The sequence below is a fragment of the Mangrovitalea sediminis genome, from assembly GCF_002514725.1.
In the GTDB taxonomy this organism is placed as follows: domain Bacteria; phylum Pseudomonadota; class Gammaproteobacteria; order Pseudomonadales; family Oleiphilaceae; genus Mangrovitalea; species Mangrovitalea sediminis.
This window is the reverse complement of record NZ_NTLB01000001.1, coordinates 707,055-732,309: the sequence shown is the minus strand read 5'-3', so window position 1 is coordinate 732,309 and position 25,255 is coordinate 707,055. Positions and strand designations below refer to the sequence as shown.

General features: G+C 60.1%; 25 protein-coding genes. 13 read left to right on the top strand and 12 right to left on the bottom strand.

Annotated features, from left to right (window positions below):
• Nucleotides 1-80 precede the first annotated feature (80 nt).
• Genes CLR77_RS03500 through CLR77_RS03485 form a run of 4 tightly spaced genes read left to right on the top strand, consistent with a single transcriptional unit; the run spans nucleotide 81 to nucleotide 2,392 of the window.
• Entirely contained in the window at nucleotides 81-785 is a 705-nt protein-coding gene (locus CLR77_RS03500) for a class I SAM-dependent methyltransferase (protein WP_097459182.1), read from the top strand.
• Nucleotides 786-795: 10 nt separating this feature from the next.
• The gene (locus tag CLR77_RS03495; RefSeq protein ID WP_097459181.1) at nucleotides 796-1,293 is read left to right on the top strand and encodes a DinB family protein; all 498 of its coding nucleotides are present in this window, start codon (nucleotides 796-798) and stop codon (nucleotides 1,291-1,293) included.
• Nucleotides 1,294-1,318: 25 nt separating this feature from the next.
• The gene (locus CLR77_RS03490) at nucleotides 1,319-1,957 is read left to right on the top strand and encodes a glutathione S-transferase family protein (protein ID WP_198962648.1); all 639 of its coding nucleotides are present in this window, start codon (nucleotides 1,319-1,321) and stop codon (nucleotides 1,955-1,957) included.
• 36 nt (nucleotides 1,958-1,993) lie between these two features.
• On the top strand, nucleotides 1,994-2,392 hold the full coding sequence (locus CLR77_RS03485) for a GFA family protein (RefSeq protein ID WP_097459180.1): 399 nt from the start codon (nucleotides 1,994-1,996) through the stop codon (nucleotides 2,390-2,392).
• A gap of 30 nt (nucleotides 2,393-2,422) precedes the next feature.
• On the opposite strand, the gene CLR77_RS03480 is transcribed toward CLR77_RS03485, so the two are convergent.
• Entirely contained in the window at nucleotides 2,423-3,046 is a 624-nt protein-coding gene (locus CLR77_RS03480; RefSeq protein WP_097459179.1) for a cytochrome b/b6 domain-containing protein, read from the bottom strand.
• Between the two features lie 273 nt (nucleotides 3,047-3,319).
• Between CLR77_RS03480 and CLR77_RS03475 the strand changes: the two genes are divergently transcribed.
• Nucleotides 3,320-3,871: a DUF805 domain-containing protein gene (locus CLR77_RS03475; protein ID WP_158227110.1), complete on the top strand. Its 552-nt coding sequence runs from the start codon at nucleotides 3,320-3,322 to the stop codon at nucleotides 3,869-3,871.
• Nucleotides 3,872-3,916: 45 nt separating this feature from the next.
• On the opposite strand, the gene ggt is transcribed toward CLR77_RS03475, so the two are convergent.
• Nucleotides 3,917-5,629, bottom strand: coding sequence for a gamma-glutamyltransferase (gene ggt / locus CLR77_RS03470; protein ID WP_097459177.1), 1,713 nt, complete (start codon nucleotides 5,627-5,629; stop codon nucleotides 3,917-3,919).
• A gap of 149 nt (nucleotides 5,630-5,778) precedes the next feature.
• Here ggt and CLR77_RS03465 point away from each other — a divergent pair, with 149 nt between their 5' ends.
• Together CLR77_RS03465 and CLR77_RS03460 are read left to right on the top strand one after the other, a co-directional pair.
• Nucleotides 5,779-6,996: a serine hydrolase domain-containing protein gene (locus CLR77_RS03465; protein WP_097459176.1), complete on the top strand. Its 1,218-nt coding sequence runs from the start codon at nucleotides 5,779-5,781 to the stop codon at nucleotides 6,994-6,996.
• A 123-nt stretch (nucleotides 6,997-7,119) separates the two neighbouring features.
• Complete coding sequence (locus tag CLR77_RS03460; RefSeq protein WP_097459175.1) at nucleotides 7,120-7,386, top strand: hypothetical protein; 267 nt, start codon at nucleotides 7,120-7,122, stop codon at nucleotides 7,384-7,386.
• 41 nt (nucleotides 7,387-7,427) lie between these two features.
• Here CLR77_RS03460 and panP read toward each other — a convergent pair whose 3' ends face one another.
• The 4 genes from panP to CLR77_RS03440 form a co-directional block, all read right to left on the bottom strand.
• Nucleotides 7,428-9,113: a pyridoxal-dependent aspartate 1-decarboxylase PanP gene (gene panP, locus CLR77_RS03455; protein ID WP_097459174.1), complete on the bottom strand. Its 1,686-nt coding sequence runs from the start codon at nucleotides 9,111-9,113 to the stop codon at nucleotides 7,428-7,430.
• Nucleotides 9,114-9,531: 418 nt separating this feature from the next.
• The gene (locus tag CLR77_RS03450) at nucleotides 9,532-9,819 is read right to left on the bottom strand and encodes a DUF503 domain-containing protein (protein ID WP_097459173.1); all 288 of its coding nucleotides are present in this window, start codon (nucleotides 9,817-9,819) and stop codon (nucleotides 9,532-9,534) included.
• The gene (locus CLR77_RS03445; protein WP_097459172.1) at nucleotides 9,819-11,507 is read right to left on the bottom strand and encodes an isovaleryl-CoA dehydrogenase; all 1,689 of its coding nucleotides are present in this window, start codon (nucleotides 11,505-11,507) and stop codon (nucleotides 9,819-9,821) included. Before CLR77_RS03445 ends, CLR77_RS03450 begins: the two co-directional genes overlap by 1 nt.
• Entirely contained in the window at nucleotides 11,504-12,181 is a 678-nt protein-coding gene (locus CLR77_RS03440) for a TetR/AcrR family transcriptional regulator (protein ID WP_097459171.1), read from the bottom strand. Before CLR77_RS03440 ends, CLR77_RS03445 begins: the two co-directional genes overlap by 4 nt.
• Nucleotides 12,182-12,721: 540 nt before the next feature.
• Here CLR77_RS03440 and CLR77_RS03435 point away from each other — a divergent pair.
• From CLR77_RS03435 to CLR77_RS03410, 6 genes are all read left to right on the top strand, one after another.
• Nucleotides 12,722-12,931, top strand: a complete 210-nt coding sequence (locus CLR77_RS03435; RefSeq protein WP_097459170.1) for a hypothetical protein — start codon at nucleotides 12,722-12,724, stop codon at nucleotides 12,929-12,931.
• A 272-nt stretch (nucleotides 12,932-13,203) separates the two neighbouring features.
• Nucleotides 13,204-14,253, top strand: a complete 1,050-nt coding sequence (locus CLR77_RS03430; protein ID WP_158227109.1) for a lipase secretion chaperone — start codon at nucleotides 13,204-13,206, stop codon at nucleotides 14,251-14,253.
• A 212-nt stretch (nucleotides 14,254-14,465) separates the two neighbouring features.
• Nucleotides 14,466-15,476 (top strand): porphobilinogen synthase, encoded by a 1,011-nt coding sequence (hemB, locus tag CLR77_RS03425; RefSeq protein ID WP_097459168.1) that lies wholly within the window; start codon nucleotides 14,466-14,468, stop codon nucleotides 15,474-15,476.
• A gap of 44 nt (nucleotides 15,477-15,520) precedes the next feature.
• Nucleotides 15,521-17,629: a polyphosphate kinase 1 gene (ppk1, locus tag CLR77_RS03420; protein ID WP_097459167.1), complete on the top strand. Its 2,109-nt coding sequence runs from the start codon at nucleotides 15,521-15,523 to the stop codon at nucleotides 17,627-17,629.
• 56 nt (nucleotides 17,630-17,685) lie between these two features.
• Nucleotides 17,686-18,726: an AI-2E family transporter gene (locus CLR77_RS03415; protein WP_097459166.1), complete on the top strand. Its 1,041-nt coding sequence runs from the start codon at nucleotides 17,686-17,688 to the stop codon at nucleotides 18,724-18,726.
• Nucleotides 18,727-18,731: 5 nt separating this feature from the next.
• On the top strand, nucleotides 18,732-19,670 hold the full coding sequence (locus tag CLR77_RS03410; RefSeq protein ID WP_097459165.1) for a cobalamin-binding protein: 939 nt from the start codon (nucleotides 18,732-18,734) through the stop codon (nucleotides 19,668-19,670).
• Between the two features lie 15 nt (nucleotides 19,671-19,685).
• On the opposite strand, the gene CLR77_RS03405 is transcribed toward CLR77_RS03410, so the two are convergent.
• The 6 genes from CLR77_RS03405 to CLR77_RS03380 form a co-directional block, all read right to left on the bottom strand.
• Nucleotides 19,686-20,291, bottom strand: a complete 606-nt coding sequence (locus tag CLR77_RS03405; RefSeq protein WP_097459164.1) for a hypothetical protein — start codon at nucleotides 20,289-20,291, stop codon at nucleotides 19,686-19,688.
• A 139-nt stretch (nucleotides 20,292-20,430) separates the two neighbouring features.
• A complete protein-coding gene (locus CLR77_RS03400) occupies nucleotides 20,431-22,047 on the bottom strand; it encodes a gamma-glutamyltransferase (protein ID WP_097459163.1) in 1,617 nt (538 codons plus the stop codon).
• A gap of 19 nt (nucleotides 22,048-22,066) precedes the next feature.
• Nucleotides 22,067-22,315 carry a YfhL family 4Fe-4S dicluster ferredoxin gene (locus CLR77_RS03395; protein WP_097459669.1) on the bottom strand — a complete coding sequence of 83 codons (249 nt, stop codon included), beginning with the start codon at nucleotides 22,313-22,315 and terminating at the stop codon, nucleotides 22,067-22,069.
• A gap of 97 nt (nucleotides 22,316-22,412) precedes the next feature.
• The gene (coaD, locus tag CLR77_RS03390) at nucleotides 22,413-22,895 is read right to left on the bottom strand and encodes a pantetheine-phosphate adenylyltransferase (protein WP_097459162.1); all 483 of its coding nucleotides are present in this window, start codon (nucleotides 22,893-22,895) and stop codon (nucleotides 22,413-22,415) included.
• A 110-nt stretch (nucleotides 22,896-23,005) separates the two neighbouring features.
• Entirely contained in the window at nucleotides 23,006-24,604 is a 1,599-nt protein-coding gene (locus CLR77_RS03385; protein ID WP_097459161.1) for a GMC family oxidoreductase, read from the bottom strand.
• A gap of 67 nt (nucleotides 24,605-24,671) precedes the next feature.
• Nucleotides 24,672-25,253, bottom strand: coding sequence for a hypothetical protein (locus CLR77_RS03380; RefSeq protein ID WP_227519783.1), 582 nt, complete (start codon nucleotides 25,251-25,253; stop codon nucleotides 24,672-24,674).
• Nucleotides 25,254-25,255 lie beyond the last annotated feature (2 nt).

Genomic DNA, 25,255 nt, shown 5'->3' with positions numbered 1-25,255 from the left:
TTCTGATAGGGTTCGCTATCATCCTTGGATGCCATGATCCTTGGCTATGCCAAATGAAACCCTCATCGGACAGTGCTGTGATGGAGCCTCTCAGCGACGCGCGTATCGTCGAATCCTGGTCAAGAAATGCGATCCCCTGGACCGAGGCGGTACGGGGAGGGCAGATCCTCAGTCGGGAGCGAGTCACCAACCAGGCGATCATCGAGACGGTGTTAAGGCAGGCGCCAGCGTCGGTGCTCGATATGGGATGTGGTGAGGGCTGGTTGTCCCGCGCGCTTGTCGCGAAGGGGATTCGGGTGCTGGGGGTCGATGCGATCGGTGCATTGGTGGAGCGTGCCCGAGGAGCCGGCGGCGGCGAATTCCGGCAGTTGTCGTATGAGGCCATTGCGGAGGGTGCGTTGGACGTAGCCATGGATGCGGTTGTCTGCAACTTTTCGCTGCTGGGGGAAGCGTCGGTTGAGGCGTTACTGGCAGCGGTTCCGGATCTGCTCAATCCCGGGGGTACGTTGATGATTCAGACTCTGCATCCCGTGGAGGCCTGTGGTGATGCGCCCTATACGGATGGGTGGCGGCCTGGTTCCTGGTCTGGTTTCAGCGATGCGTTCAGCGATCCGGCGCCCTGGTATTTCCGAACCCTGGAGAGTTGGGTCGCGCTGCTGAACCGGTGCGGTTTGCGCTTGTCGGCGATGCGTGAACCCCTGCATCCGGATACTGGCCGCCCGGCCTCAGTGATTTTCGTGGTGAAGCCGGTGCTTTTCGTGCAAACAGGTTCCCTGACAGGTTGAAGGAGTGACGATGAAAGCACACTTTAAGATGATGGCGGCATACAACGAGTGGGCAAACGAAAAACTATACGCTATGGCGAAGACCTTGCCGGATGCGGACTACCGGAAGGATGTCGGCGCCTATTTCGGTAGCCTTCACGGTACGCTCAACCATCTGCTGACGGCCGACCGGATCTGGCTGCGCCGTCTGACCGGCACGGGCGATCATCCGGATGCGCTGGACGCTGTGCTGTTCGAGGACCTTGGCGAGCTGCATAGGGCCCGTCAGGAAGAGGATCGTCGTCTTTCGGCCTTTGTCGAAGCGCTCGATGCTGCGCAATTCGAGCGGGAATGGGAATACCGCACACTCAATGGGCGCTTGCACCTGCAACCCTTGTATCAGCTCCTGGGTCATATCTTTAATCATCAGACCCACCATCGCGGTCAGGCACATACTATCCTGACCATTCTCGGCCTCGCCGAACCCGATCCCCTGGACCTGCTCTACATGTTACGGGAACGGGGATAAAACCATTGCTGCACAGGGAGGTTCCATGATCAGGCTCTATCGTTTCCCCTACAGCTGCTATGCGCTCAAGGTCCAGTACTTGCTGGATGCCTTACACCTCGACTACACGCCGCTGGACGTCCCATTCTGCGACCGCTCCGATCTCGTTGAACTAACCGGCGGCCGGGTTGTGGTACCGGCTATCGATCACGACGGCAACGTGGTCGTCGAGTCGCGGGTCATCTGCCAATATCTGCTGGGTCTGGTGGAAAACAGGCTTGTTCCCGAACCGCTGGCTGCACTGGTCTGGGCCTATGCGGACTGGTGTGATTCAACGCTGGAAGACATATTGTTCCGGGTGGCGTCGCCCGGTATCCAGGCCCGCTTCGAGACGCCTTTCGAGAAGGCGTTGTTCGCATTTATCAAAGAGCGGAAATTTGGTGCAGGCTGTATCGACGCCTGGAAGCATGAGCAGGCTGAGCTCGTCGCCAAAGCCCGGGAGCTCATGGCGCCAACACTGGCGTCTATTCGCTCGCAGGGTTTTGTCGCGGGGCCTGAATTGACCTTTGCCGATATCAGCCTGCTCGGTCAGCTTGCCATGGTGGCCTATGCCGACCCCGCGCTGGTGGCGGCCATCGGCGACCAGTTGCCCGAGTATATGGTGCGGGTAAGCCAGTCCTTTTGAGGCCCGGCCGGTGCTTTATTCAACAGGGAGAACACCATGATCCATAAAGGGCGCTGTCTGTGCGGGCGGGTTGCCTACGAGATCCACGGTGAACTGACGGACGTTCTCAACTGCCATTGCTCCATGTGCCGAAAGCTGCATGCGTCGGCTTTTCGCACCCGCGCGAAGGTGGCGACGTCGGCGTGGAAAACGGTGCGGGGGGAGGGATTTATCAAGTTCTATGAGTCGTCCCCGGGTGAGCATAAGGGCTTCTGTTCAGAGTGCGGCTCCAGTCTTTTTACCCGTTTCGATCAGCAGCCGGAGGTCTTGGGTTTCCCCTTGGGGACCCTGGATACGGACCCCGGGGTAAAGCCGACACGGCATGTCTTTGTGGGCAGCAAGGCTCCTTGGTACGACATCGCCGACGATCTGCCGCAATACGAGGACATGGACTGAGGCCGCTGCAGTCGCAGCGGCCGGAAACGTTCAGGACTTGTTCTTGCGGCCGGTAATCATGGCGCGAACGAGGTTTTCCCGATGCAGTCGGCTGGACACGAAGACGCCGGCAATATGCAGGAAGACCAGCGCGAGCGTCAGGTTAGCGGCCGTTTCGTGGATTTCCTCCCAGGCGCTTTCGCCGCCCTCCATGCCTTCATGGTCATTTTCCATTCCTTCGTTATCTTCGTCGGCGTAGGCTGAGGCAATCGGCAGCGAGGTGCCGTCGGCCAGAGGACCGTGTCCTTCGGCGCCATAGGCGGCGAGTCCGCTGTAGCAGGTGACGGCCAGGGCAATCAGCAGCGCTATGACCATATAGCCCCCGGCGGGATTATGACCGAGATAGTGTTGCGGCTTGCCGCCGGCAAGGCTGCGTAGATAAGCCACCACTTTGCCCGGGCCTGTCACAAAGTCGCTAAAACGGGCATGCCGGGGGCCGACGATTCCCCAAAGAATGCGAAAAGCGATCAGTCCGCTGACGACGTAACCGGACAGCACGTGCAGCTCGCCTTCCTCGTCCCCTGTCAGATAGGCGATGGCGAAGCTGACGACCAGCGACCAGTGAAACAGGCGCAGCAGCGGGTCCCAAACCTTGATGGTTGCCGATTCGTTCATTCTCAACCTCCGGGCAGTCGTACGTGTTATCCGGATTATTCTCGGCCAGGACTCCACCGGACATCTTGATCTTCGACAAGATGTGGGTGGCATTGGATGAAAGCCGCGCGGCACGGGGTGCCCTTATCGGGTGACTTTGCGCCAGTCCCCAAATAGATGCTTTTCCCCGCATTGCTGCGTGAACCTGGGCTAAAATTGCGTTCGGCGGCTCCAGACAGCGCTGATGGAGCGGCCTTACTGTTTAGATGGCCAATAAAAGGGAGTAGGTGTTTTATGGAAAATATTGATCCGTACAGCAGTCCGGAAAGTCGTTTGGACGTGGGCGTAACGGTCGAAACGTACCAGCCAAAGTTCTTTGCGTTGAAGGGACGTATCGGACGGATGCGTTATCTTGCCTACGGTATGGTTGTCAGCGTTATCGGCTGTCTCCTGATTTTTCCACCGATGATTATGATGATCGCCAGTGGCGAGCGGGCGAGCCCCGATCATATGTTGCTGGCGTTTCGGCTTTCTTCTCTGATCCTTGCACTTCCCAACATGATTATCATGAAGCGGCGGCTCAACGACCTGGATCACTCCGGGTGGTGGGCCCTGTTGTTTTTCGTGCCTATCGTGAATGCGCTGCTGGGGCTTTACCTCCTGTTTCGGCCAGGCAGAGAGGCCCTCAATCGGTTTGGCCCCCCTCCGGCTCCGAACACGCGCGGCATCATCTTCCTTGGCGTGGGGGTTCCCATTCTGGTTATGTTGATGGGGATTCTGGCGGCAATCGCGATTCCCCAGTATCAGGCTTATATCAAGCATACCCATCAGATGCAGCAGCACTAGCGGCGTTGGGGGATGGTTGAACCCATCCCCCTGGCTCTGATCCCTTCAATATCCCACTGCCTTACCGGCTGGCCGGCGATCATCGTTGGCGCCCTCACGTTCCCCGGTTTTCGGATCGACTAATATTGCCTCGTCAGCTCCCCAGGGGTGCTGGACCTTGAACCGATAGCCCATGGCCGATAGCTTGGCACGCGTGTCTGCGGATAGGGCGCCCGGCTCCAGGAAGACCTCGTCCGGCAACCACTGGTGATGGATGCGTGGCGCGTCGACGGCGGCCTGGATATCCATGTGATGGTCGATCACGTTGAGAATGGTCTCCAGGGTAATTGTGATGATGCGGGAGCCGCCGGGGCTTCCGGTCACCATGAACAGCTTGTGGTCCGGATTCATCACGATGGTGGGTGACATCGAACTCAGCGGCCGCTTTCCAGGTGCGATGGCGTTGGCTTCCCCCTGCACCAGGCCGAACAGGTTGGGAACGCCGGGTTTGGAGGTGAAGTCGTCCATCTCGTCGTTGAGGAAGAATCCGGTATTACCGGCGATCTTGCCGGTGCCAAACCAGTTGTTGATGGTATAGGTGACCGCTACGGCATTGCCGTCCTTGTCGACGATGGAGTAGTGGGTGGTGCTGTGGCCTTCCTGCAGCAGTACCTTGGGACCCAGTTCGCTGGAGGGTGTGGCCCTGTCCGGGTCGATCTTGGCGCGGATTGCGGCGGCATGGGCCGGGGAAAGCAGCTCCTGTAGCGGGTTCTTGACGAAGTCGGGATCACCCAGCTTGGTGTTTCGGTCCACATAGGCGTGGCGCATGGCCTCCACCAGATAATGCACGGACTGGGCTGAGTGGAATCCCATAAAGCCCATGGGGTAACCGTTCAGGACGTTGAGGATTTCGCAGATCGTGGTGCCACCCGAGCTGGGAGGCGGTGAGGAGTAGACGGTGTAGCCGCGATAATCGCACTGGATCGGCTTCTCCCATTCCACGCTGTAATCCCGGAAATTCTGCAGGCTGAGGCGTCCGCCGTTGGCGTCACTGGCCTTGACCACGGCTTTGGCGATAGGGCCGTCATAGAAGGCCTTGGGGCCGTCCTTCTCGATCAGCGACAGGGTGTGGGCCAACTGAGGCTGCACCAGTCGCTCGCCAGGTTGGTAAGGCTTGCCGTGATTGAGGAAGATCGCCGCAACATTGGGCTGGCCGGCGAACTCCTGTGTTCGGCGGTTGAGAATATCGACGTCGCCACGGGCCAATACGAAGCCGTCACGGGCATAGCGGATGGCGGGTGCCATGACCTGGGAACGGGTCATGGTGCCGTATTTGTGCAGGGCCGTATCCAGCCCGAGCACGGTGCCCGGAACTCCCACACCCAGGTAGGTGTCTATGCTGGCACCGGGAATCACGTTACCCTGCTTGTCCAGATACATGTCGCGGGTTGCCTTCAGCGGTGCCTTTTCCCGAAAATTCAGGAACAGGTTCTTGCCGTCAGCCAAGTGGATCAGCATAAAACCGCCGCCGCCGATATTGCCGCAGCAGGGATGGACCACGGCCAGGGCATAGCCCACGGCGACCGCGGCGTCCACGGCGTTACCGCCCTGTTTCAGGATATCCAGTCCTACCTGCGAAGCGAGGTGCTGGGAAGTGACGACCATGCCATGTCTGGCGATAACCGGTGGCGGGTAGACCGCAGCGGCGTCGCGCCAGAGGCAGAGGCCCAGCAGTAGACTGAACAGTTGCAGCAGGCGTCGACGTTGTACGAAAGCCATGTCGGATTTCCTTCCTGATGGGAGAGTCCAAAGGCGGGAGCGCCCAAACCCCGTAGACGATAACCCAACATGCCGTTTCTGGGTATCGCTGGTCATGCAACGCATTCGCGAATAGTCGTGGATAACCATAGTTAATAAGAGGATTGAGGATGACGCAGTCTGCCGAAGCCGTCGGTTTGTCCGGCGCCGCACTGAACCGCATCGAGGCTCACCTGGAGCGGGAGTACCTGGCCAAGGGTCGTTTTCCAGGCACGCTGACGCTGGTAGCCCGTCATGGCCAGATTGCCTATCTTAAGCCCCAGGGGCTGATGGATGTCGAACGCCAGAAACCGATGCGACGCGACACCCTGTTCCGCATCTACTCGATGACCAAGCCGATCACGGCCGTTGCCATGATGCAACTCTACGAGCAGGGGCGCTTCCTGCTCGACGACCCGGTCCACAAATACATCCCGTCCTGGAAGAACCTGCGGGTCTACAAATCCGGCCTGTATCCGAATTTCCTGACGGTGCCGGTGACCCGTCAGATGACCATCCGCGACCTGTTCACTCACATGTCCGGTTTGACCTACGGTTTCATGAATCGCACCAATGTCGATGCAGCCTACCGGGAATTGGGACTGGATGGCAGCAAGGGGCTGACGCTCGACAGCTTTATCGAGAGACTGGCTGAATTGCCCCTGGAGTTTTCACCAGGATCGGCCTGGAATTATTCCGTGTCCACTGACGTCCTCGGTTATCTGGTGCAGCTGATTTCCGGCAAGCCCCTGCCGGACTACTTCCGCGAGCATATTTTCACGCCGCTGGGGATGTCCGATACCGGCTTTACGGTGCCGGCGGAGAAAATCGAGCGTTTTGCCGCCTGCTACCAGTACCAACCGGGTAACCGCTTTGTCTTGCAGGACGATCCGCAGGATTCTCACTTCACCCGGGAGCAGACATACTTTTCCGGTGGCGGCGGGCTGGTGTCCAGCATCGACGACTATTTTCATTTTGCACAGGCGCTGGCGAATGGCGGCGCCTGGGAGGGCCAGCGCATCCTCGGCCGCAAGACCCTGGAATTCATGCGCCTCAACCATCTGCCGGGCAATCAGGATCTTCCCGGGTTATCCGTCGGTGCCTTCAGCGAAACGCCCTATGAGGGGTCTGGTTTCGGGTTGGGCGTTTCGGTCAAGATCGATGTCGCGAAATCACAGACCAATGGCTCTCCGGGGGAATTTGGCTGGGGCGGTCTGGCCAGCACCAATTTCTTTGTCGACCCGGTTGAGGACATGGTGGTGATTTTCATGACGCAGCTGATTCCGTCATCGTCCTATCCGGTGCGTCAGGAACTGCGGGCGATGGTTCAGGGTGCGCTGGTGGACTGACGCGGGTCGGATACGCCGATGGGGAGGTCTTGCCTGCCCCTGTGGCGCTTTCGGTGGTTGCGGGCGGGCAAAGGCGGGTTATAGTGATAGGGTCCTTTATTTTGGCCTCAGGAGTAAGCCCGCATGAGTACTGTGGATGAGAGCCGTCAGCTCAAGATCATCAATGAACTGCGCGTCTTTATCAAAAAGGTATTGAGTGATCCGACCATCGCCGTGAAATCCATGGAGATTGCGCGCAAATACAGAGATGACCCTGACGCGGACGAAAAAATCGCGCGGGAAATCGGCGCCAATACTTCGGTGCGCATTCCGGAAAAATTCAGCGATGCCGACCGCATGTTCCTGGAAATTATCCAGGAAGTCCTGGATGACGAGGGGGCGCTTTACTGAGTTGACGGCCCTGGCATTGAAATGCCGGGGCCGTTTTGGTTTCAACCGGTGGCGGCAGGTGGCTGTTGTCCCTGAGCGTTGCCCAGGACGCGATCGGCGATGATGTTGAGCGCGTCCATTTCTTCCTTGATGTCGGCATCCGCCGCGATTTCCACCTGTTCCTGCAGGATGGCGCGCAGGATATCCGTGGTCGTCATCGGATTGGCCAGAACGACGCGGAACACGACGACCGGATAGCGGTGGTAACGAACCGGTTCGAGCCTGGTCCGCGAAACGAATGCCTTGCCGCGTTCACGCTGTGTTTTCTGGATGAACTTCGTCACGCGGTTGAGCGAGGCGTTGAGGCGTTCCTGCTGCTCGGCGCTGGCTTTTGCCAAGGCCTCGCGGACCTTCGGCGGGCAGTAGCGATAGGTCAGGATGTTGAGCTCCGGCCGCGTCACCAGCTCGAAATCCTCGTGATGATCGATCATGTCGGCAAAGGTTTTTGCCTTCTCGATCCCCTGATTGATCAGCAGCTCGTATCCCTCTCGCGCGATGATGCGCAACCCTGAATGGATCAGCATCGCCATCCCCGGGCGGGACCCTTCCAATGTTGTACTGCCGAGGTCGCGGGATCCCTTGCGGATGACATACTGGGCGTGATGCTCGATTGCGCTGGCCAGCGTCGGGTCGCGGAACACCACCATGCCGGAGCCCATCGGCACATACAGCTGCTTATGGGCGTCGATGGTTACCGAGTCCGCTTTTTCGATCCCTTTGAGCAGATGGCGATAGCGGCGGGAGAAGAGGGTGGGGCCGCCCCAGGCCGCATCGACATGAAAATAGGCACCGAATTCGCGGGCAATGTCAGACAGGGCATCGAGCGGGTCGACATGGCCGGTCTCAGTAGTACCGGCGATGCCCACAACGGCCAGGATCTTGATCTTTTGCTTTTGCAGTTCCAGGCACTTTTCGCGCAGGGAATCCGTGAGAATGCGGTTATCGTCGTCGGTGTCGATGGCGATCAGGGCGTCGCGGCCCAGGCCGAGCAAATCGGCGGACTTGCGCAATGAATAGTGACCCCGACGAGACACCAGTACCGCCGCGCCCTCGTAACCATAGAAACGCAGCGCGCGGAACAGCCCCTCGCGATGAATGCCGCGGAAACTGCCCTCGGCGGGGAACGCCTGATTGCGCGCGACCCACAGGGCCGTGATGTTGGCGATGGTGCCGCCGGAACACATGCTGCCCAGCGCGTGATGGGGGTCATGCATCCACTTGCGGTACCAGGCATCGTCCTGTTGATACACCAGTCGGTGCATCATGCCCAGAACCTGACGCTCCAAGGGTGTGAAGGCCTTGGAGGTTTCGATCTTCACCAGGTTCTGGTTGAGGGCGATCATGATCTTCGAGAGCGGCAACATGAAGTACGGCAGGGCCGATGTCATATGGCCGATAAAGCTGGGTGAAGCGGTGTGTACCGAGTTGGCAACGAGCTTATCGAGCAGGAACTGGGCCTGTTCGGAGACGAAGATCGGCTTTTCCGGGATGTGCGCATCGGAGAAGTCCTTCTCCATCTCTGCCACATCCTTTTGGACCGCCACGATGTGATCCTGCAGAAAGCCTGCAAGATTGCGGGAAATGTCCTGGTCGACGCGGCTCAACGTCGATTCCGGTGCCTCGGGCACCGTAAACACCCGATACATCGCCTCCAGGGAGGCCTGAGCCGCTTTCTGTTTGCCGGTCATATGCGCGCCACACGTCAGGTTTGCCACTCACGTCAGGTTTGCTACTACAGACCCTTCGGCGAGGGAATCTCTCGTATCCCTGTTCGATAATACGCGGACGTTTCCGGGCGAATCCGATGCCCCTGGCCTGCGTCCCGGTATTGCCGGGGCGCGGTCTGATGTCCACTCTGATGGCGTCGAGCGATCGTTGGAGGCGGGTGCGTGGAGCTTGCAGCCGCCACGGTCCAGCGCCGTGGTGACGTCCGACGAACGAACAGGGACAGGTCGAAAGTCCCAGTCGTCCCAGTATCTCTCAAACCCGGCCCGCGCAACAATGCGGCGCGGTGCGATCGGGGCCGATTCGGCAGCCCCGTTCGGGCGTCAGGGCGCGTAGTATAAGCGTTGATTAGCGGTCAAACCAGTAGGAAAGCGTCAGGTATCAGGCCCATTCGAAACGGGTGTCGAGAATGGGGGCATCGATGCGACTGGCAATGGCTTTCTCCACATGATCCAGGCGCTGCTGAATCTGGGCGGGCGAAGTGCCGACAGCTGCGATGCTCCAAGTGGCGGCGCCCAGGTCCTCCAGGTCGCCGGTTTCGCAGACTGCGAGGTCGGATTGGCGCCCCCATTCGTTGCGCAGGAGCGCGAAGCGGCGGCGCTTGTCTTTGAGTGTCGTGCAGCCGTAGAGCTGAAAGTCCAGCGTGAGTATGCCGATATGCAGTCCCATCAGCCCACCATGGGCGTGGCCCGCTGGATCAGCGCCTTGCAGTCCACACCGGATGGCAGGTTGCCATAGTTCAAGCCACCGCTGGATTGCAGGCGCCCCGCACAGAATGCATCGGCAACCTGGCTCTGGCCGGTCCTGATCAGTAGTGATGCCTGCATCGCGAGGGCCAGCCGGTCGACCAGGTTGCGTGCCCGGTAGGCGATATCGTCGGGATGGGCGGCGAAATCGGTTTTCAGTTGGGTCAGGAAGGCGTCGAACAGGCGGTTTTCGCCCTGTGCGGCGCTGACTTCGCTGAAGAATGCGTCCAGTACGCCGGGCTCTTTGTCCATCGCGCGCAGTACATCCAGGCATTGCACGTTGCCGCTCCCCTCCCAGATGGCGTTGACCGGCGATTCGCGGAACAGGCGGGGCATGATGCAATCTTCCATGACGCCGCTGCCGCCGATACATTCCATCGCCTCGTAGGCGTGGTTGGGGGTGCGTTTGCAGATCCAGTATTTACCTACCGCCGTGGTGAGGCGCAGTAGCAGGCGCTCCTGTTCCGAACCCTGGTGATCCAGGGCGCGGGCCATGCGCATGGTCAGGGCCAGCGCGGCTTCGCTTTCCAGAATCAGGTCGGCGAGCACGTTCTGCATCAGCGGCTGATCGGCCAGATGGGCGCCAAAGGCCTTGCGATGCCGGCAGTGGTGAGTGACCTGAGCCACGGCCTGACGCATACCGGCTGAGGAGCCGATCATACAGTCGAAGCGGGTCATGGCGACCATCTCGATGATGGTGGGAACGCCACGGCCTTCCTCGCCGATCAGCCAGGCGGTGGCGCCGCGAAGCTCGGTTTCACTGGAGGCATTGGCGACATTGCCCATCTTGTTCTTGAGCCGTTGTATCTGTAGCGGATTCTTACTGCCGTCCGGCCGCCAGCGCGGTAGCAGAAAGCAGGACAGGCCGCCCGGCGCCTGGGCCAGGACCAGGAAGGCATCACACATGGGGGCGGAGACAAAGTACTTGTGCCCGACCAGCTCGTAAGCTCTGCCGGGGCCCGAGTCAGCGACCGGATAAGCGCGGGTGGTGTTGGCCCGGACATCCGAACCGCCCTGTTTCTCCGTCATGGCCATACCGATGGTGACAGCTGACTTCCCGCCGTCCGGCACATTCCTGGGATCGTATTGGCGGGACAGGATCTTGGGTATCCAGCGTTCGCCGAGGTCGGGCTGCTTGAGCAGTGACGGCACCGCAGCGAAGGTCATGGTGATCGGGCAACAGTGGGCAGCTTCCACCTGGCTGTGCATATAGTATTTGGCGGCGCGTGCAACGTGGGCGCCTTCGCGCGGTTCGCTCCAGGGGGAACTGTGCAGGCCCTCTTCGATGGCGATGCGCATCAGCTCATGATAAGCCGGGTGAAACTTGACCAGATCGACCCGCTCACCGCGGCGGTCATGGGTATGCAAAACCGGCTTGTTCTCGTTGGCCAGGAAGCCCAGTTCAATGGTGGCCGCGTCGCCAGCGATGCCACCGAAACGGACCAGGTCGTCATGGGCCCAGGACGCACCTTCGCGGACTATCGCCTCACGCAGCGCGGTATCCTGCTCGAACAGGTTGTAATTCTCGAGTACCGGCGATTGGTTGAGGACCTCGTGGGTCGTTGCGAGAAAACGGTCTTCCTGTGTTTTGACATCCACTTTGGCGTTCATGATGAAGCACCTTCGGCAAAAGATTGCGGGGAGTTATCGGTGTTCAGCGCTTTGCCTGTCAGTGCCTGCAGGCAGAAACGGACGATGCCCTCGACCAGGTGGTGTTGATGGGACGGGCCCGAGGCACCCAAAGCGGCGTGGCTGCCAGGCGACAGCGGGCCGACCAGGACTTCGGCGATGGTTCCGACCAATGCGGTGGCACTGATACGCGGGTCCTGAGGGGGCAGCTCGCCAGTGGCAGTGCCCTCTTCGATGGCACGTTGGAAGAGTTCGGCGTAGGCCAGTCGGTACTGCAGGCGGTCGGCATCCACTTGGGGGTCGACCGGCTCGGCGATCAGCGACCATGCCAGTGTGGGGGCTTTCAGTGCCCGCACTGCAAAGGTTCTCAGGGCGCGCTCAAGCCGCTCCAGCGCTGAGCCGGGTGTTGCCAGCGCCTCACTGACCTTATCCACCTCCTTCTGGGTGGCTATGCGGAACACTTCTGAAAACAGCTCGCCCTTGGAGGCGAAGTGCCTGTATACAGAGCCGGTGGCAACGCCTGCCAACTCGGCAACCTGGGAAACCTGAGCGTTGCGGAATCCGCCTTTTGTCACCAAGGCAAAAGCCGCTGCGATCAGCCGGCTGCGCGCTTCTGCTTTGCGCGCACGAACGCGATCTGTTTCTCGATAGGCCATAAGTGTGAATCACGATTCATTTTATGTTTAGTTGATCACTTATTGCATTAACAGTCAAGTTTGGCCCGTGAATATCGGGGCGGCAGGAAAGGCGTGGAACGCAAAAAAAAAAGCGGGGTGCGAACACCCCGGAATACGTTTCCATACAGGGAAGGGAAAACGACTAGGCTAAAGCACAGCGGCGGGTACAGCAGAGGCCCTCCGCCTGAATTTGAGTGTAGTGAGTTCTGGGCGGGCTGCCCGCCCAGATTACAAATCGCTACAAACTGGAGCAGGCCGCGACATTGGCACTGGCGTGGCTAAATTGTGATCGGTCATGACGTTTTTGAGTTAGGTCAGCTTTCTGGAATGAGTATCATGAGATGTCTCCAGTGTACTGAAATCAAAGTGATTGTCGGGATACAAAAATTCACAAAAATGTGTATCCTTGCACTGGCGAAATAGACAGTCAGGTTTTATATAGAACGCAAGAAACCGTTGATCGTCGGCGGCTTCGCAGTCAATGACCCTTTTTTATCGACTATCTAGTGGAAGTGTCTTATGAGCGTGGAAGAAATCCGGATGGAGGAAAATGGTCCGGAAGAGAGTGAGGTTGGCTCAATGGCGAACCGCACTCGCATCCGGGATCAGTTGAATGCGGACATCGAGGCGTTCCTGCAGCAGGGGGGTGCCATTGTCCGTGTTGAAAACGATGTAAGGGCCGACCCTCCCAAGAAGCCCGACGCCAATTACGGAAGTCTGCCTATCTGACCGTGCTGACGGGAAAGGAGTGCGCAGTCCCTTTCCCGTTGAATGTTGTGCCACGCCCTTATGGCCGTTGCCATATGCCGTTCCGGCCCCCCTTTTTCCTGTAGCCCTGTCTTTTGTGAACTGACCGACGGTCATTGCTGTGCCGTTTCAGGCACACTCGTGCCATTTTAAGGCTGAGTACCTATTGCCGTCGGGCGATATCGGCCTTGCTCCAACAACAATAACTATCGCCCGCTTTTGCTGGTGGCGCGATGACGGGGGAGTCCTTTCTGATGCGTCGTCAAACGGTCCTGTACGCGGGGCTATTGAGTGCCCTGTTTATCGGCGTGGTCGCCGTGGGATCCCTGTTGCCGCTGGGGCCGCAGGCGGACAAAACCCACGATACGGCTGCAGTACCGGCTGCCAGACCGGCATTATCCGGTAAGACCAAAAGTATTCCGGTACTGATGCGAGAGGCCGCAAAGATCGATCCCGGCCCCTTGCCACGCTCGCTGCGCGGTACCCAGGCGCCGGATGGATGGCTCCAGGTCGAGGACGGCCAACTGGAGCCGACACCCCAATTACGTGAACTCTTCGAATACTATCTATCCGCCCTGGGCGAGGAGTCGCTGCAGACGATCGTGGCCCGTATTCGAGCGGCCCTGTCAGTACTCCCTCTGGGCCCGAGACAGCAGGCGCTGGAAATCCTGGGGCACTATCTGGACTACCGTCTGGCTTTAACGCAGTTGGGCAGCGGTAGCGAGGGTGCGGTGGGGCCCGGCAGCGATCCCTCCGCCATCGCCGCGCAATTGGCCAGGGTGCGGGACCTGCGCCGCAGTACCTTGGGCGAGTCCGTGGCAGAGGCTTTCTTCGCCCGGGATGAGGCTTTGGATCAGTACACGCTCTCCCGGCTGAGGATCGCGAAGGATGATAGCCTGACGCCCCAGCAGAAGGAGGAGCAGTTGGCCGCAGCGGCGTCGCAGTTGCCGGAATCGATGCAGCAGTCGCGGGCGGCAACGCAACGGTTTGAAAGCTACCAGCAAAGCCTGCAGAAGCTTCGTAGCAGTGGGGCTTCAGCCGCCCAGATCGACCAACTGCGACAGCAGACCTTCGGCGCCGAAGCGGCGCAGCGGCTGGCGGCACTGGATCAGCAGCGTGCCGACTGGCAGCGGCGATGGAAGCAGTACCGCGCCGCGGTGGCCCAGGTCGATGCCGCGGGACTTTCGGCCGACGAGAAAGCCCAGCAGCAAAGTCAGTTGCGCCAGCAGTATTTCTCCTCGAGCGAGATCGCTCGTGTCGAGGCATTGGATTCACTACAGAAACCAGTGAGGAATAGCCCGTGAGCGGTTAACGCGGGTGACCCCGGCCGTTTCTGTTTGATTCCGGGTCGTTGGTTCCGGCTTTTCATCAAGCCGTCATGTGAATGCGGCAATTTGCTGTTTATAATGGTTGGATGTGCCCGTTCCAGGGTGCCTTCATGTCAGCGACGTTCCGCCGTGTTGACCGGCGTCCGGCTCCGCGGTAGCCGTCGCGCGTCTGACGAGGAGATCCAACGTTGCCTGTCGTTTCCCGTTCCTTCCCTGCTTCCCGCCCGCGTCGTAATCGGCGTGATGATTTTTCCCGTCGTCTGGTTCGTGAGCACCGCCTGTCGGTTGACGACCTGATTTACCCGGTCTTTGTGCTGGATGGCGAGCAACAGCGGGAGCCTGTGGCTTCCATGCCGGGTGTCGAGCGCCTGAGCATTGACCTGCTTCTGGAAGAGTGTGCTGAACTGGTCCGCCTCGGTGTGCCTGCCGTCGCCCTTTTCCCGGTCACGCCTGCCGATCGCAAAAGCCTCCTGGGCGAAGAGGCCTACAACCCGGACGCAATTGCACAGCGCGCGACCCGCGCCATCAAAGCGGCCTTCCCTGAACTGGGCGTTATTACCGACGTCGCGCTGGATCCGTTTACGGTTCACGGGCAGGACGGCATTCTGGACGACAGTGGCTATGTGCTCAATGACGTGACGGTGGATACGCTGGTCAAGCAGGCGCTGTCCCATGCCGAGGCCGGTGCCGACGTCGTGGCGCCGTCGGATATGATGGATGGTCGTATCGGTGCCATTCGCCAGGCTCTGGAGTCAGCGGGATACATTAATACCCGGATCATGGCCTATTCTGCGAAATATGCCTCCAGCTATTACGGGCCCTTCCGCGATGCCGTGGGTTCGGCGGCAAACCTGGGTAAGGGCAACAAGGCGACTTACCAGATGGACCCCGCCAACAGCGACGAAGCCCTTCATGAAGTGGCCATGGACCTGTCGGAAGGTGCCGACATGGTAATGGTCAAGCCCGGTATGCCCTACCTGGATATTGTTCGACGGGTCAAACAGGAGCTGATGGTGCCGACCTTTGTGTACCAGGTCAGCGGCGAATATGCCATGCACATGGCGGCGGCCCAAAATGGCTGGCTGGACGGTGACGGCGTGATGATGGAAAGCCTGTTGGCCTTCAAGCGGGCCGGAGCTGACGGTATTTTGACCTACTTCGCCAAACGGGCGGCAATCCTCCTCAAACAGCGCGGCTGAGCCGCCGCTGACAGGAAACGGACGACAATCAGGACACGGGAACCATGAACGAAGCAGTTACCGAACAGGCTACCGAAACGGTTGAGGCAGTGCCGGATTTCAATGCCCATGAGAACTTCTTTAACCGGGAGCTGAGTCACCTGCAGTTCAATTACCGTGTCTTGCAGCAGGCACGCGACGAAACGCATCCGCTGCTGAATCGTCTGATTTTCTGCTGCATCTTCAGCAGCAATATGGATGAGTTCTTCGAGATCCGGGTGGCCGGTCTGCGTCAGCAGATCAAGTATGGCCGGGAAGCCGTGGGGCCTGACGGGCTGTTGCCTGAGCAGTTGCTGGGGGATATCGGCCGGGTCGCCCATGAGTATATCTACGAGCAGTACGACATCCTCAACAACATCCTGATTCCAGCTATGGAAGAGGCGGGTATCAGTTTCGTCCGGCGCCGCGACTGGACACCGGCTCAGGCGGAGTGGGTGGCGCGGTACTTCGAGGAAGAGATTCTGCCGGTGGTCAATCCACTGGGCCTGGACCCTTCGCACCCGTTTCCCCGGCTGGTGAACAAAAGCCTCAACTTCATCGTTGAACTGGAAGGTAAGGACGCTTTCGGCCGCGAAACCGGAATGGCGATCGTGCCGGCACCGCGTTCCCTGCCGCGTCTGGTGCGTCTGCCTGACGAAGTCTGCGATGGCGGCGATAACCTGGTGTTCCTGTCGTCGATGATTCACGCCCATGCGGACCAGCTGTTTCCCGGCATGGAAATCAAGGGGTGTTATCAGTTTCGCCTTACCCGCAACGCCGACCTGGAGCTGGAGGACGACCTCGAAGACCTGGCGTCAGCATTGCGAGGCGAGCTGCTGAGCCGCCGTTTCGGCGACGCTGTGCGCCTGGAAGTGGCCGACAACTGTCCGCCGGAGCTGGTGCAGTTCCTGTTGCGCGAGTTCGGTCTGAGCGAGCGTGAACTCTATCAGGTGCATGGGCCGGTGAACCTGACCCGCCTGCTGGCCGTGACCAGTCTGGTCAGCCGTCCGGACCTGGTCTATCAGGGCTTTTCGCCCTCGGTGCCACGCAACATCCGCAACAAGGATCTGATCTTCGACGCGATACGTCAGCAGGACGTGTTGATGCTGCATCCTTTCGAAAGCTTCACGCCGGTCATCGATATGCTGCGGCAGGCCGCCAAGGACCCCAGCGTGCTGGCCATTCGCCAGACCCTGTATCGCACGGGGGCCGATTCGGAGATCGTAGAGGCGCTGGTCGATGCTGCGCGTCGCGGCAAGGAAGTGACCGCCGTCATCGAACTGCGTGCCCGTTTCGACGAGGCCGAGAACCTGGAGCTGGCGAGTCGCTTGCAGGAAGCTGGGGTGATTGTGGTGTATGGCGTGGTGGGCTACAAGACCCACGCCAAGATGATGCTGATCGTGCGGCGCGAGGAAGGCCGTCTCAAGCGGTATGTGCACCTCGGGACCGGTAACTACCATGCCGGTAATGCCCGGTTATACACCGATTACAGCCTGATGAGCTGTGACGATGCGCTGGGGGATGACGTCAATAAGCTGTTCCAGCAGCTGACCGGTATGGGTAAGGCGCTGAAGATTAAGAAGCTGTTCCATGCCCCCTTTACCCTCCACTCGAAATTGATCGAGCTGATCGACCGCGAGGCGCGTTACGCCGAGGCCGGAAAGGAAGCTGCCATTGTGGTCAAGGTCAATGCGCTGACCGAGTCCGAAGTCATCAAGGCCCTGTTCCGGGCGTCCCGCGCGGGTGTTCAGATCGACCTGATCGTGCGTGGTATCTGCTGTCTGCGGCCTGGCGTGCCGGGACTGTCGGAGAATATCCGCGTCCGCTCGATTATCGGGCGCTTCCTGGAGCACAGTCGCGTCTATTACTTCCGCAACGATGGGCGCCACGATATCTATTGTTCCAGTGCCGACTGGATGGTGCGCAATCTCCTCAATCGGGTGGAAGTGTGTTTCCCGGTGGAAGACCCCGCGCTGTCGGCTCGACTTCGCGATGAGCTGGGCGTCTACCTGAGTGACAACTGCCAGAGCTGGATGTTGCAGGCCGATGGCAACTACCTGCAGAACCAGCCGCCCTCCCCTGAAGAGCGGTTCGCCGCCCAGTCGGTCCTGATGGAACGGTTGGCGACGAAGTAGGTGTCGTCAGCGTTTTTTTAGGCCGCCTTCGTCCCACAGAAACGGATTGGTATTGGATGAATCATTTGCAGGGATTTTCCGCAGGCTCCAGGGCGCTGATCACGCTGGCGGCTTTTGTTATCGTCGTTGCCGGTATGAAAGCCGCCGACGCCATCATGGTGAATATTCTCCTTTCCGGTTTCTTTGCCATCCTGTGTGCGCCGCCGTTCATTTTCCTTCAGTCCCGCCGTGTACCCGACTGGCTGGCGCTGCTGATCGTGATTGTGGTCATCACCGGGGTTCAGCTGGCGCTGGTCAGTTTGATCGCGTCGTCGGTGGCCGACTTCACCAAGGAACTCCCTCAATACCAGAGTAAGCTGCAGGCGATCACGGATCAGGCTTTCGCCTTTTTGGGGCGCTGGGGGATACGGCTGCCGAGTAATGTCATCCACCAGTATCTGGACCCGTCCCTGACCTTCAAGGTCGCGGCCAATGTGTTGGGTAACGTGGGTTCGGTGCTATCCAATGTGTTTCTGATCGTACTGACGGTCATCTTTATGCTGCTGGAAGGCTCCAGTTTCCCGCGCAAGATCAAGGTGGCCTTCGGGTCCGACCGTCACCTGGCCGGAATCGAGCGCTTCCTCGATAACGTCAAGCGCTATATGGTGATCAAGACTCTCATGAGCCTGCTGACCGGGGTCTTCGTGTACATCTGGCTGGCCGTGCTGGGTGTCGATTATGCCAAGCTCTGGGGCTTGGTCGCCTTCATGCTGAATTTCGTCCCCAATATCGGTTCGATTATTGCGGCGGTGCCTGCGATTCTGCTGGCATTGATTCAATTGGGTTTTACCGACGCAGCGCTCACCCTGCTGGGGTATCTGATCGTCAACATGGTGGTGGGCAATGTGCTTGAACCTCGCTATCTGGGGCGGGGGCTGGGCCTGTCGGCACTGGTGGTTTTTCTCTCCCTGGTATTTTGGGGCTGGGTGCTGGGGCCGGTGGGTATGCTGCTGTCCGTGCCCTTGACGATGTTGCTCAAGATCGCTTTCGAGACCAATCGGGACACCCGCTGGCTATCGGTATTGCTCGGGCCGGATTTGCCGGCGGGTGATCGCTGACCGTCATGTTACGCCTGTTGCCGCTGCTTCCGGGTGTCCGGCGCCTGTTGCTGCATGCCTGTCTGCTGGGCTTCGTACTGGTTTCTTCTTATGCCCGGGCGGAGATTCGCCTGAAAGATGATGGCGGGCAGTTGGTGACACTTTCCCGGCCCGCTGAACGTATTGTCAGTCTGGCGCCCAACCTGACGGAGCTAATGTTCGATTTGGGCGCGGGCGCGCGGGTGGTGGGCACCAGCGCCTACAGCAACTATCCCGCCGCAGCGCGGCAGATCCCCCGGGTGGGCGGTCATGACCGCTTCGATTTCGAACGCATCGTTGCCTTGCATCCGGACTTGGTCCTGGTCTGGAAAAGCGGCAACGGTATGGATACGGCGAAGCGCTTGCGGGAATTGGGGTTGCCCACCTTTGTCGTGGCTTTGCGATCGCTGCCGGATGTCGGCAGGGCACTTCGACACCTGGGCGCGCTTACCGGTCGTGTCGCCCGTGCGGAAAGGCTGGCAGCTGATTACCGGAAACATTTGACGGCATTGACGGCGCGTTTCGAGCACCGTAAGCCGGTATCGGTCTTCTTCCAGGTTTGGCCGCAACCTTTGATGACCGTCGGCGGCCCCCAGTTCCTGACGGATATCCTGCGGCGCTGTGGCGCGCGAAACATTTTCGCGGACCAATCCGCGGTGGCCTTCTCGGTCAGCCTCGAGGCGGTTATAGCACGACAGCCCGAGGCGATTGTCGCGGTCGCCGGCGAGAATGATGATCCGCTGGCGCGCTGGCGCGACCTTCCCGGTATCACGGCCGTGCAGGCGCATCACTTGATCGTCGTGCACTCGGACAGCCTGTCGAGACCGACGCCGGCGATCCTGGACGGTATGACGCAGTTATGCCTGGCGCTGGATGCTGTGCGGAAGCAGGAGGCGGTTATGTCGCCGCCAAACGCCCACAACTAGCCGGCGATTTGAGTGTTACTGCTGATTGTCCGGTGTCCCGGTGTCGCCCTGGCCGGCATCCGGGGTGGCGGCTTTGTCCTGCGGTTTCGGGGCGGCGCTGGTATCAGCCCAGTTTTGCAAGGTCTTGATGCGCTTCTGGCCCTGGGCAATCACCTTGTCGAGGGCGTCGCTATAGAGGTCGAGCCAGGTCCGCGAACCCGGCACCATGTTGGCCAGATCGTGCATCCCATTCTTCATGCTGCGGACAAACAGCGCAAAACTCTTTTCCTGACCGATCAGCGTCTCCCGCATCATGGCCGCGCCGCTCCCTACCGGTGACTGGTTGAGCGCCTGAACCTGGGTTTTTAACTGCTGAATTTCCTGTTTCTGTTGGGCCACGGTGGCGTCCAGCTTCACCAACTGTTGCTGCATCTCGCGGAAATGGGGTGCACTCAGGAGTTGGGCGTCTCCACTCATTCCTCGTACCACGGCAATAGTGATGGTGACGGAGAGGGCAACAATGATAATGAGGCCGACGGCCAACAGGACAATTTTGTTGAGGCTGACGCTGCGCTCCAGCAACGCGAGGCGTTGCTCCTCGGTCAGGAGTGTTTCTTCGGAAGAGTGCTCTGTTTTGGTCATGGGGTGATCCAGCAGTTTAAAAACGACAGGCGGCCCACGCCTCTACATTCTAAATCTATCAGAAAAACAGAAATGTGCGAGGATCGTGCAGGCGAGGCGACCTTTGCCTCACCGGTGCCTGAGAGGCAGGTTATCGGCATTATTGTGGCTGATGGACAATGGCCTGACCGATGCCGCGTTCATCTGACTGGGCATCGACGGCAGGCTGGGGCGCAATAAGGGTATCGACCCATTGCACATTACCCAGCGGCCCGGCGGCGACCTGCGGGCGGTGGCCCAGCGCCTGCAACTGGAACAGCTGCTCCCGGTCGAACGCGCGGCGCTCATAGTCGAGGCGGTCGGGACTGCTGCGCTGGACGTAACGCGGTGCCTTTATCGCCGCCTGTGCTGAGTGTCCGTCCAAGAAGTCCGTGATGACCGTAAACAGAATGGCGGGACTGTTGCGGCCGGCGGCGGCACCGGCGACAAGCGCACCATTGGGCAAGTCGGCAATCAGGGGTGTCATGCTGGAGAGCGGGCGACTGCCGGCAGGCAGTGGCATGGCGGCAGATGGATGAGCATCGTTCAAGGCGTCATTCAGCAGTATGCCGGTTTGCGGCGAGAGTAAACCGGAGCCGAATGGGCGACCCAGGGTGAGGCTGACCGAGACGCGATTACCCCGTTTGTCGATGATCGAGACCTGCTCGCTTGCATCGTTTGGCAGGAGCTGCGCCAGGTGCGTTGAGGGTGTCGCCTGCAGGGGGTCTATAGTGCCGGCCGATGCGCGAAGGCGTTCTGTCGTCAGCAGTTGTGGGAATGCGTTTTTCAGCGTCGAGTCGTTCATGGCGGGAATCGCAGGCAGCTCGGCGCGGCGCATGACCTCGGCAAGGTGATGTATCCGGCCGATGTTGTCCGACCGGGGTATCGGCGAGAAACGCAGGATGCCGAACATACGGGCCAGTTGGATGCCGCCGGTTGAGGGCGAAGGTACGGTCAGGAAGGTCGTGCCGTGGTAATGAAAGCGCAGCGGCAGTTGTTCGCTGATCCGATAGCGGCTGAGTGCTTCCGGTGTCCATTGCGCGCCTGCCCGATTGGCATCCTGTAGCAGGGCGTGGCCAATGCCGCCCCGATAGAAATTGTCGTCGCCACCCCTGGCTAGGGCCTGTAGCGTTCGGGCAAGGGCTGGCTGGCGGATGAGGGTGCCTTGCGGCGGAACCTGACCGTTCTTCAGGAAGACCCGTGCGGCGGCGGGATTGGTGCTCAGGCGTGTGAGACTTGCCGCTGCCATTCTCTGATAGCGTGCATCGACGATAAAACCGCTGCGGGCCAGGCGGATGGCGTCAGCCAGGTCCGCCTCCAGCGGGCGTTCCGCATAGTAGCGACCGACATAGGTCAGCGCTGCCGGCAGGCCGGGGATTGCTGCGGCTGCGGCACTTGTCGTCACCGGGCTCTTAAGGGTACCGGGTGCGGCTTCCCGGGCGTCGATGACGACCGATTTGCCCTGGTCGTCCTGTATCAGCCAGAAGGCGCCACCGCCCAGCCCCGCATGGTAAGGCGCTACAACGCTGAGCACGGCGGAGGCTGCAATGGCGGCATCGTAGGCGTTGCCGCCCTGCTCGAGGGCGCGTAATGCTGCCTGGGTGGCCAGCGGGTGTGGGGTGGCGATTGCTTCCGGTTGCGGCGGCGGGGGCTGAATCGAAGCGCAGCCACCGAGCAGGAGAAGTGCGGCGATGATCAGGTGCCGGTATCGACGGCGGCCGTCCCTGGCTCGGTGCATAGATGGGCTTCCGAATAGGCTATTTGCCAGTCAGTTTATGGTATTTCTCGAGCAATGCTTCGCGGCTTTCCGCCCGATTCGGGTCCAGCGGGATGCAGTCCACGGGGCAGACCAACTGACATTGGGGTTCGTCATAATGCCCCACGCACTCGGTGCATTTGTTGGGGTCGATCACATAAATCTCTTCGCCCGGAGAAATGGCCTCGTTGGGACACTCCGGCTCGCAGACGTCGCAGTTAATGCATTCGTCCGTAATCATCAAAGCCATGTCGGCTACCTCAAACAACAAAAGGCGGGAAATCACCCGTTTTGGATGGTCGCTATTCTACCTGATTTCCCGGTCTGTCCGAAGCGCCGTTCGGTTTTCAGGACTTCGCGAAATGTGCGTACAGGGCGTCCGCTACGACCGCCGGTACGAACTCGGAGACATCGCCGCCGAGTGAGGCGATTTCGCGGATCAGGGTTGAGGAAATGTACGACAGGTGATTGGCCGGGGTGAGGAAGATGCTCTCGACCTCCGGTGCCAGTCGCCGGTTCATGTCGGCGAGCTGAAACTCGAATTCGAAATCGGAGACGGCGCGCAGCCCGCGCAGGATGATATTGGCCTTATGCTCATGGACGAATTCGGCCAGCAGGTTGCTGAATCCGGTGACGGTCACATTGCCCAGGTGTGCCGTGGATTCCTCGATCAGGCGAACGCGGTGCTCCAGTTCGAGTAGCGGTTTTTTCTTCGGACTGGCAGCAACCGCCACGATGATATGATCGAACAGGCGGGAAGCGCGTTCGATAAGGTCAGCGTGCCCGTTGGTGACCGGATCGAAGGTGCCGGGGTAGACAACCGTATTCATGGGCTCTAGTCCTTGTAGGCGCGTAAAACACCAGAAAGCCGAGAGGAGCCGCCAAACTGGCGGCCGCGTAGCGACGGATGTTAACCAATGCGCCGCGCGGCCACAATGGGTCAGGCCTTATCAGTCAGGCGCCCCGCCAGGTGCGTCGCGTTGCGCGCGGCAAAGGCGTAGACCGACAGTTGCGGGTTGGCGCCGATGCTGGTGGGGAAGGTCGAGGCATCGTGAACGCTCAGATTCGCCACGTGGTGATGTTCGCCGTAGCTGTTGACGACCGACGTCTTGGGGTCTTCGCCCATGCCGCAGCCGCCCATCTGGTGTGCCGTGAACAGCCGCGCGCGGTGGAGTTCCAGTGGAATATCGGCAATGGCGGCCTTGGCTTCCGGCCAGCGGGAAAAAAGCGGCGAATCCATATGGACCAGGCGAACGCCTTTGGCGCCCGCGGCGAACTGGGCTTCCGCCATGGTCAGGTAGGCGTCTCGGAAACCTCGCCAGAGGTAATCCGTCACCGGGTAGTCCAGTACCGGACTGCCGTCATCGCGTAGGCTGACCTGGCCGCCCTGACTTTCCTCATGGAAGCCGTCGCGGAGCAGGGCAATGATCGATTGCATGTGCGGCAACTGGTGTATCTGCTCGTACAGCGCTTCACCGTGCGCCGGCAACACGCCGGCGGACATGGCCGGATGCAACGGCGGCACTTCCAGTTTATAGCCGACGGGACCCTCGACCCCTTTCTTCCAGACGAATTCGTCGGAATAGATCGATTGTGGGGCGCCGTAGAAGGGATTGACCTCGTTCGGCATGATGGCCACGGTGGCGTTGACCGGGTGCAGGAAGGTGCGCTTGCCAACCAGGCTGTAGGGATCGGGCAGCCCGGATCGAAGCAGCAGACCCGGCGAACCGATGGCGCTGGCGGCGACAACAAAATGCTTGGCGCGCAACGTCACTTTGACGCCCGTGGGATTGAGGACGTCCTGATCGAGCGCGGTCGCCTCCAAGTGGCTGAGACGATCGCCCTGCATCACCAGGCGTTCGGCACGCAGGCCGTGATACAGGCGTGCACCTTTGTCCAGTGCGCCCGGCACTGTCGTCAGCAACATGCCCTGTTTGGCGTTGGTCGGACAGCCGAAACCGCAGTAGCCTGAATTCCAGCAACCTTTTACGTTGCGCGGGATGATGGCCCAGGCCCAACCCAAGCGCTCCGAAGCCCGCTGTAATGCGGCATTGTTTTCGTTCGGTGTGACGGTCCAGGGGTGAATGTTGAGCCGCTTTTCCCGGTTGGCGAACCAGGGGGCCATGTCCGCATGACTGGCGTTCTTGACGCCGAAACGGTCTGCCCAGTACTTCAGGGTTGGGTCCGGTGTGTGAAAGCTGGATGTCCAGTTGACGGTGGTGGAACCGCCCACGCAACGTCCCTGCAGAATCGAGATGCCGCCATCGGCGGTGACCCGGCTCATGCCTTCCTGGTAGAGGTGGCTGTAGGAGAACAGCTCATCCATCTTGAAATCTTTCTGGTAATACAGCCGGCCTTCCTCGACGAGAATGACGTCCAGGCCCGCTGCTGCCAGGATCTCTGCCGTAGTGCCGCCGCCTGCTCCGGTGCCGATGACGACGACGTCTGCTTCGACGACCTGATTCGCGGTGAGGGTGGAAGCGTCGGTCACTTTCCAGCCGCCGGCAAGGCCGGCGCCGATAATGTCGTACTTACTCATGGATGGATTCCACAGGCGATTCTTGTTGTGAGATGGCGGGTCTTATCGGGTTTTCACCAGGGCGAAGTCAGGACGCCTGAAATTGCGGCAGCGTTTGCAGTTCGGGCTGGGGCGGTCCCGGGTAGCCGCTGAGGTGCCAGTTGGTCCGATAACCATAGAAGGATACGTTGGTTAGCTTGGTCAGGCCGATGTAGGCCTTATTGAAAAGGCCAATGTTGCTGTCGCGCCAGCGGTTGAGGAAGGCGTTGACGGCCTCCGGGCTGGCATTGTCCCAACTGGACCAGACTCGAGCCAGCGTGACACGGGTGACGCTGAAGTTGAGCAGGTCGAACAATTTGCGCAGTTCATGCTGGTTGGCCGGACCAAAGAAGTAAATGCCTTGGTCCATGCGGGCGATGGTGCCATCGATGGCAGCCTGTCGCGCGGTGGGGTCCTGGGGCAGGCCAGGTGCGACGATCACGGGGACCAGGGCCCGCAGCAGGACCAAATCGTCCCGGGTCAGGAACCGGTACTCGGCAGTGGCGCCGCTGGCGTGCGCCACTGTGCCTGCCGGTGTCGTCGCGCAGCCCGACAGGCTGGCGCCGAGGCTGATGGTGGAGAGCGCGGCGGTTCCGAGCAAACCTGCACGCAGGAAGCCGCGTCGGTCCATCG